Here is an 8,736-nt window from a genome sequence, read left to right on the forward strand (position 1 = left end):
CGTTAGACCTTCTGTTATGTCTTCTTACTGATGCTCGTTTTTCAAAGATCCATTTTTCCCTGTCCTCGATGGACAGGATTTGTCTTGTGAATATTTATTGTTCCCTCACAAGGCTCATTTAGTTTATCATGGCTTTTTGATCGCGTCAACTCTTTTTGTGAATATTTTTAATTTTTTCACTTTATGAATTTTATGCGATAGATAAAGTCCTTTTTCGACTTTTCAAAAGTTCTCTTTCGAAAAGCGCTCCGTTAGAATAGCATGTCCTCTCTCCGGACGCAAGCTTTATTTGTGATTTTTTCGTTCAGCTTCACATAGGATTTTTGGGACAAAACGCAGGAAAGGCGCCCGTCCTGATGTGCTCAGGATGGGCGCCTTTATTCGAAAAGATATTGTTTTTCGATTGGAAAAATCAGTCCGGATTCAGACTTGCCAGCGCTTCTTTGTCGGGGAGAAGACGCAGATCGAGAAGGCTTGAATGGAGTGCTTTGGCCGCATCGTCGATTTGCTTCTGTGAAGACGCGTGACGAATAAGAGCCTTGCCCGCGTTCAGGACAGACGTGAATTCTTCCTGACCGGCTGAAGCATAGTCTGTAAGATCAAGTGCTTCGGCTTTATCGCAGAGAGTCTCCAGGAGTGAATAGTCAAAGACAAGGGACGGATCGTCTTTTCTCTGCAGTCCATCGAGAGCGGACTGCAGGGCTCTGGCCATCGCATCGACATCCTTCTGTCTGGAGCGTGGGAGATTTCTTACGATGGCATCCAGAGCGTTCTGAACGTCTTCAAAATTCGCGTAGTCATCCGGATCGAGAGCGTCCGCTTCCTGAACCAGAGCGTCGAGCGCGGTGTAGTCGGCAAAGATGGCTTCCAGCTGATCCAGAGCGTCTTCCAGTCGGGTGCAGGCTGCATCCACTTCTTCCTGGGACGCTTCGGGGTTGACGTAAACGACGTTGACATCGGTCAGAGCAGTGTTGAACGCAGCCCAGGCTTCGGCGTCGTAATCGGAGGCAATCAGCGACTGGGCCTGTTTCATCAGCGTATCGAGGCGGGAGAAATCTGTAGGAACAACGAGTTCGCCAATCGTGTACGTCAGCTTCGTTCCATTGGAAAGGGTGAGCAGAATCTGATCGTCCTTTTCCAGAAGATCCTCGTCGTCAAGGGTCTTCGAACCGCGGGTGATGGCAATTGTGGAACCCTCAGGCATGATCACGTTGGAAAGGAAGACTGCTTTCGTAGTCTGTACGGGAACTTTAGAAATCTTATGCGTTCCGGTATCGATCGTGTACATGTAGCTGACGAGAGAATCGACCGGCTTATTGAGCGAGCAGCTGGTAATGAAACGATTGTAGAGAGCTTTGACATCGCCGCTCGGTTCATTGGAGTAGACGGTATCGCTGCGGCAGAAATTCCAGGCGAAGCGATAGGATTCCTTGCTGCTCATATTTTCTACACTGCACGTCTGGTCGCCATGAATATCCTTGCTCAGACGGTCAATCCACGTGGTCCACCGTGCACCGTAATAGTCTTTGAGCAGACCGCCGTATTCGCGGTTGGCGTAATCGTAAACGCCCCAGGTGTAGTACGGTGCCCAGGTCGTGATCAGACCGCGCGCATTCATTTCATAAATACGCTTCGTGAAATCATCTTCGCTTTCGCCGGCTTTTCTGGACGGCTCGAGCCAGTTTCCAAGCATCGAGTTTTTGTTCGAGTTGAGCACCTGTTCCTGCAAATCCAGAAGGTCGAGGAACTCAGCAGACGCCTGATCAAACTCGGATACGTTCCTGTTTCGGTAGGCCGATGTGAATTCCTGATAAACCGGGTAGGCGCTGTTGGCGACGCACTGGCGAAGCAGCGTATTCACATCGAACTGATAGCCTTCGCTCGTTTTGAAGCGGTCATAGTCCTTCATCAGCAACGTAAGGGCGTTTTCAAACTGCGCAATATTGTAGTGACGGTCAAACGAACCGTTTGGCGCTGCCTTGGACGCATCAAAGTGCGGCATGGCGCAGAAGATGGATTCTGGCGGTGTCTTGAAGTATTCAAGATCGGAGTAGGCGGTATTCAGAAGAATTTTCCATGCCGCTTTGGCGTCCGTCGTTACCGCACCGTAGCGGCGCTCGATGTAGCTGTCGAGCCACTTTTCCACATCGATGTCTTCGCTTTCCCACATCATTTCGCCCCAGAGATCGTATTTCGCCGGATCGTTGCCCGTACCTTCCGGAGCGATGCCCATGCCGACCATGTGGCTGGTGCCCTTGCGGACACGGCCTGGAATCTGGGCGATTTTTTTCAGGTTGCCGCAAAGGCCGACGCGGCCGCCATAGTTTTCCAGCATGCAATAGGTCCAGCTGCTTCCGGCGAATTCGTTCGTATCGTCAAATTTGGCATTGCGGGTTCCATCCAGATCGAGCAGCAGGATATTGTTCTGTTTTTCTTCGCTGGAAAACCAGGAAAGCAGATCGGATTCAAAAGACCAGGACTGGATAACCCAGACACAGTTCGAATCGTATTTCTTCATTGCGTCGAGAACTTCCCATCCGACGGTGTCCCGGCCAATGCCGCCGGTGTTGCCGCCTTCATGGAAGGGGTCGGTCGCATAATAGTGGGCCCAGTCGCCGTACACTTCTTTTTGCGCCTGATAAAATCTGGTTGCGTAGTCGTCATACGTGGCGGTATTGGTTTTGAGCATAGCCGGACGCTGGATGCCGTTCCACCATCCCTGATCAATGATTTCTACCGAGGAATCCTTGGACGTGATGTTCGTAGGCACCATGCCGGAATATCCCTGCAAAACCGGCGTCATGCCTAAAGCGCGCATGGAACGCTGGTTATGCCGGGCAAGTTCTGTGCTTTTTTCAAACCAGTCGTGCGGAATCGGGCCGCTGATGTTTTCCACGTTGGCCATGTACATCCAGCCAAGATAGCCTGGTCCGACCAGCCAGTCGCGAACTTCCTGTTCGCTGTAGCCGAGTCCGCCTAAAAAGCGTCTCCAGACTTCTTCCTGACCGGTAATATCCAGAACGGTGTTGTAGCCGTTGAGGGTCAGCCAGTCGAGTTCGTTCTGCCACTCGTCTTCGCCCCAGAAGGCCATGTTGTAGGAATGCGTGCAGTAGTTGTACACGTAGCGGACTTCATAGGGACTTTCCTTGCGGATCGTACTGGGAACTTCCACAATTTCCGCCGGCATTTTCACCTGACCGGTCTGTCGGGCAATCTGCACGCTGCAGAAATACTTGAAGTAATAGTTCAGACCGGTCGTCAGAGACAGACCTTTGTTGCCTCGAATACGCACTTTTCCGTTGTGCATGTCGATTTCATACCAGTCGAGTCCATTCGATTTTGCATCATCGAGAACGAATTCAAACCAGTCGTTATAGCTTTCGCCAACCGTGCGGCTGACAAGATTTCGAACTTCACGCAGCGTTTCTTCCTGCGTTACGGGTGCGGCGTAGCCAGTATACTTAAAATCCGGAATGGAAAGGGTATCCGGCGACTGCAGTTCGCTATCCGTTTCTTCGCCATAGGCACGGACTTCGCTGATCGGCAGTGTATCCTGCGTGGAGCAGTATTCCACGAGAACGCGGATATATCGCGCTTCTTTGGAATCGATCGCAAAGCGTTCGCCGGCAGTCGGACTTGGTTTTGTATCGTTTTTCTGGCCAACCAAATCGTACGTCTCGCCATCAAGAGAGGCGTAAACCGAATACTGCGTGTATTCTTCCGATCCCATCGTTACCGGCGGAATCACCTGAATCGCCGAAAGCTTAACGTTGCGTTCCAGATCAATCTGGGCGTATGCCGGGCAGAATTTTGGAGCCCAGGCGGTGTAATTGTCGCCGTCAGTCAGATTTTCCTTATTCATGCCGTCCTGCTGACTGGACACATAAACCGGGCGGTTTAAAGCCAGGTTGTTTTCGTCTTCATCGACCGGCGGCGTTACCGACGTACTCTGTTTTCCGACAATGTGAATTTCATTGACGTGAACGGAAGGGTTCTTCGAGTTAGTCAGCATGGAAATCATGACATAGCGAACGCCTTCCTCTTCTTTGGTAAACATTTCGCCATCCCGGGTCTGGGGCGTATTGTCTTTCTTTTCGCCATAAAGACTGTAGTCGCGGCCATCCAGACTCGTGTACACCTCATACGTGTACGAGCGGTCATCCGCGAAATACGGAATGACCTGAATGGAGCTCAGATCGAAGATGCCATTTAAGTCGACGTACAGATCTGCCGGTCCTTCAGCGCCCCAGTAGCTGTCCAGATTGCCGTCTGCAGCATTTTCGGCCGGATACCATTCTTCTGAACTGCTCGCACTGACCGTAGAATGCAGCATCAGATCGTGCGGCTCATCCAGACTGATTGATCCATAAACCTGCAGCTCCATCAGATGGGCGTTGTGGTTGTTGGGCTGATTGTCGGCATGGGTTGCCGTATATTCAATGCGAATGTAACGGGCTTTGACATCCGTAAACGAATCGCTTTCTCCTTCCGGCGTGTTCCAGGTTCGATTGGACGTTCCCGTATGATCGGCAAGGACTGTAAACGATCCTTCTTCGCCGGTCGTACTGCCAAGAATTTTGTATTCGTAGTAGCGGTTCGCATGACCTTCATCCGGGTTAAACCAGGCCATGAGATTGATCCGGTCGATCTTGCAGACCCCCTCCAGATCAACCTGAATCCAGGCTGGCGTAACCGTCGTCCACCAGGAATTGGAATCGCCGTCGACGGCTTTCTGAGCTTCACTGCCGCTTTCACTGTCGGAAGCGGTGATCGGCTTGTTCAAAGCCAGATTGTGCGATTCAGTCTCTTCCTCCGCGGCCATCATCTGCACGGGGACTGCAGAGGGCTCTGGGGAAGAATTCCAAGAGCAAGCGCGGCGCAGGACAGCACCGAAATGCTTTTACTCAGTTTCATTGTTTCTCCATCCTTTGCTCAAAATAAGCGCTTACACTAAAGAGTATACGAGTAAACTTTTACTGAAATACATGCTTCTTTTAGTCATTTGAAGGATTTTCTCCAATAGTGCGAAAACAGACGTGAAAATCCATCCGTCGCAAAGGAATAAGCCAAAGCTCTCATCCCCGGCAAAGCACAACCCGCTACGGCATAGAATGCCGGCTCTGGAATAGGGATGAACTTCCATGCCAAAAGCGCCGGCCAGCTCAAACTCGAGCAGCCGACGCTTTCTATTCTTTATTTTGAATTCTTTTCCTTTGTGGATTTGCGAACTGTATCTTCAAACCGGGATGCATAATACTCGTCGCTTCGACTGTCGAGAATATCCAGAATCTGTTTTTGAAACCAGGGGGAATCCAGGTATTCATTCAGAGAGCTGTCCAGCGTGATCATATCTTCCCCGGACTTTTTGATCAGCCCATCAAAAGAGAGCAGCAAATGCTTAACTGGCATTTCGCGGATCTTTTTCAAATGCGCCGCATCCGTAATCTGATCAAACGCATTGCGTGAAGCGACATCCAGATCGGACCAGCGTGTTCCCCTTGAAAAGAAGGTTTTCCATGCCTGAAGCACGTCTTCTGGCGAATAGCTGGACGCAATAGTTCCGCTTTTGAGCAGACTTTGTCGAAGAACTTCCAGTACGGCCAGCTTATATACTCGGGACATTTTGGTAGTTTCCATCAAATGTAGAAATTTCCCAGCCGGCGAACGCATAAACGCCTGCTGCTTTTCGTCTAAAAGGTGCATGGAATCGAGAAAAGGCAGGTAATTGTGGAACGGACTGATTTTGGCATCCTTCATACAGTATTCCAGATCTTCATCGCTGAGCGCCTGACGCAGTTCCATTCGAGACGGAATATGGCCAAGACTTTCCTTCGCGTCATAAAACAGCCCTTGTACAATCTGGAGGCGGGACTGTTTGCGCTTCGCCAGATTTTTCAGAAGATCAATCAGCTCCAGATCAAAATCCACGACGCAGTTTCGAGGAACTGAACTGGCTGAACCTTTATCTTTTCCCCCAGTCGTTCCCGGATTCACGCCGATAAGCGATGGACCAAAGGACGCAGTTTTGTAATTTCCGATAAAGTCCAGAACCGTCAGATAGTCTTTCCCCGAAGCTTTGCGCAGACCGCGGCCCAGCTGCTGCAGGTATACGACCGCCGACTCGGTCGGGCGAAGGAACATGACAAGATCCAGGTTTGGAATATCGGTTCCTTCGTTGAACAGATCGACGCTGAACAAAATCTTCAGATCGCCGTCTACCAGTTTTTTCAACGCGCTTTGCCGATCCATATCCGTAGATGTTTCCGAAAGGTCCGGATCAGATACGACGGAAGCGCAGGGAATGCCTTTGGACTGGAAATACTTCGCCATAAAACGGGCATGTTTTCGGGTAATGCAAAAGCCAAGTCCGCGTGAGGAAGGATGCTTTTGATAATGGCGATAAATGAGAGAAGCGCGTTCCAGATTCTGATCGTACGTATGCTCCAGAGCCGCCGCGTCAAAATGCATGCCTCGGATTTTGACATTTTCGTAATCCGTCGGATCGTAAATGCCATAGTAGCGAAACGGACTCAGATATCCCTGTGCGATCGCGTCAAACAAATTCATCTGATAGGGGACGTTATAGTCGCAAAGCATATACAGATCACGGCCGTCCAGACGATAGGGCGTAGCCGTCAGTCCTAAAAGAAATTTTGGATGGAAATAGGAAAGGATCTTTTTATACTGCCTCGCTGCCGCATGATGAAACTCATCAACCACGATGTAGTCAAAAGAATCGGACGGAAGCGTTTCTTCATTCAGAAGCCAGGGTTTGGCAAGTGTCTGAACCGAAGCAAACACCAGATCCCGATCCAGTTCTTTCCGATCCCCTTCAATAAAGCCGATAGAGGCGTCAGGACGAACGGTATGGAAGGCTTTGGCGGCCTGCGCAAGAATTTCGCGGCGATGCGCGACAAAAAGTACGCGTTCAAAGGTTCGAGAATCAAAAGCAGCAAGAAAAGTTTTCCCCGTTCCCGTTGCTGCCTGAACTAAAGCGCGCTGCTGTCCTTTCTGCCGCGTTTCTTCCAGCCTGTATAAAGCTTCGGTCTGTACAGCATTCGGTTCCACCCGAATTTCGTTTCCTTCTTCCGGATTCTGATCTTCTGCTGCGAACAGATCCATCCACTGCCCGCTTTGAAACGGTTCCCGGTCCAGCTGATATTCCTCAATGGAATCTTCCGTAAGCAAAATGCTGGAAGACCAGAGATCTTCAAAACTTTTCACAATTTTCTCTGTACTTTTTTCGTTTCCCTGGGAAGAGAACGCGTAGTTCCATTCGATTCCGGAAGTGAGCGCAGAACGGGAAAGGTTTGAGCTTCCAATCAGGATTTCCATATGGTCCAAACAATGAAAAATCCAGCATTTGGGGTGGAAAGAAACAATCGGATTATTGAACAGCCGCAGCTGGGCGGTATCCCCCAGTTCATGCAGGAGGACGTGCAAAGCCGCGGGTTCTGTAATACCCATATACGTTCCGCATAACAGTCGGATCTTCGTCTTCTTTTCGCGCAGTTTACGAAAAAGCGGAAGCAGAAGGCGAACACCGGAAAGCCGGACAAAGGAGACAGCCAGTTCAATTTCATCTGCCTGTTCGCTTATCTGATTCAAAAAGGGCAGGATCTGGTTTTTGATTACTGGACCACCGCTGAAAAATTCAGAATTCATTTTCGCCTCCTCCTTTCCTCGTAAATCGTCTGCCTCTTCTATTTATGCCAGACTCTCTCAATATACGGTACCCAGAATGGTAAGAATCCGGCTGGCATTCCAAAGATTTCGCTGGATTCTGTTTTGCAGATAAGCCAAACGGAAAAGCAGAGGACTCTGCTTTGACGATCGTCCTCTGCTTCATGAAATCGTACTCTGTATCCGTCCGGCGAAGATTTTCTGTTGAACTCTTCCGTTCAGAAACAGGATCAGGAAGAATCAAACCGTCTTTCATTCCTCTTTCGGTATTTTCTACAGAGGTTTCTTCTGACTTAATGCGTTCAGCCAGATCTGCTCGGATCGGCCGGGTCGAACATCCCTGCTCTGCCACATTTCGGTGTCTCCAAATCCGGCGGATTTCAGAAGGGGCAAAAGTGAAGATTCTGTCTGATCACAGAAAAAACGCCCGTTTCGTTCGCCTTCAAACTCTCCATATTTAAAGGAACAGTAAAACCATCCTCCGGGCTTTAACGCCTGGAAAACCTTCGGAATCACTCTGGAAAGTTCGTCCCGGGAACAGTGCAAAAGCGACGAGCAGGCCCATACGCCGTCGTACGTGTCCCGCGCCTTCAGATCTTCAAAAAGCAGCAGACGTGCATCCATTCCGGATGCGCGGCACTGATTGACCATAGCCGGGGAGCCATCCGCAGCATCCACCTCATATCCCGCCTTCGAAAACGCGAGGGAATCCCGACCGGAGCCGCATCCAAAATCCAGAATCAATCCTTTTTTGGGGAGTTTTTCCAGAAAACGGCTTTGAACCTTTCCAAAGGAGACATTTTTGGTGTCCCGCACAAATTCATTCGCATGATCCTGGTAGTAAGCTAAAGTTTTTTTATCCGCCATACATTCAACCCCTTATTCTCTAAACGAGTTCGATCCCGTCTGCTGAAGGCAGCTGTAAGGATCCCTCTCTATGGGATAGTTTATCCCCGGAGCGAAAAATCCCCGAAGGATATCGGATTTCTCCTTTATCCTTCGGGGATTTCATTTTGTTTGGCAGCTTCCTATCTTTGCCTTGCGGCTATTGTC

General features: G+C 49.9%; 3 protein-coding genes. All 3 read right to left on the minus strand.

The genetic code is table 11. From position 1 onward, the window contains the following. Window positions 1-412: 412 nt before the first annotated feature. The 3 genes from Q2J39_RS09845 to Q2J39_RS09855 all read right to left on the minus strand — a co-directional run bounded on the left by Q2J39_RS09845 (window position 413) and on the right by Q2J39_RS09855 (window position 8,550). Complete coding sequence (locus tag Q2J39_RS09845) at window positions 413-4,825, minus strand: alpha-N-acetylglucosaminidase TIM-barrel domain-containing protein (protein WP_288340463.1); 4,413 nt, start codon at window positions 4,823-4,825, stop codon at window positions 413-415. Between the two features lie 368 nt (window positions 4,826-5,193). After that, window positions 5,194-7,665, minus strand: a complete 2,472-nt coding sequence (locus Q2J39_RS09850; RefSeq protein WP_288340465.1) for a DEAD/DEAH box helicase family protein — start codon at window positions 7,663-7,665, stop codon at window positions 5,194-5,196. A 291-nt stretch (window positions 7,666-7,956) separates the two neighbouring features. Continuing rightward, window positions 7,957-8,550, minus strand: coding sequence for a class I SAM-dependent methyltransferase (locus Q2J39_RS09855; RefSeq protein WP_288340467.1), 594 nt, complete (start codon window positions 8,548-8,550; stop codon window positions 7,957-7,959). Between the last annotated feature and the right edge of the window lie 186 nt (window positions 8,551-8,736).

Origin of the sequence: uncultured Allobaculum sp. (genome assembly GCF_948576815.1) — a bacterium.
Taxonomy (GTDB): Bacteria; Bacillota_I; Bacilli_A; order Erysipelotrichales; family Erysipelotrichaceae; genus Allobaculum; species Allobaculum fili.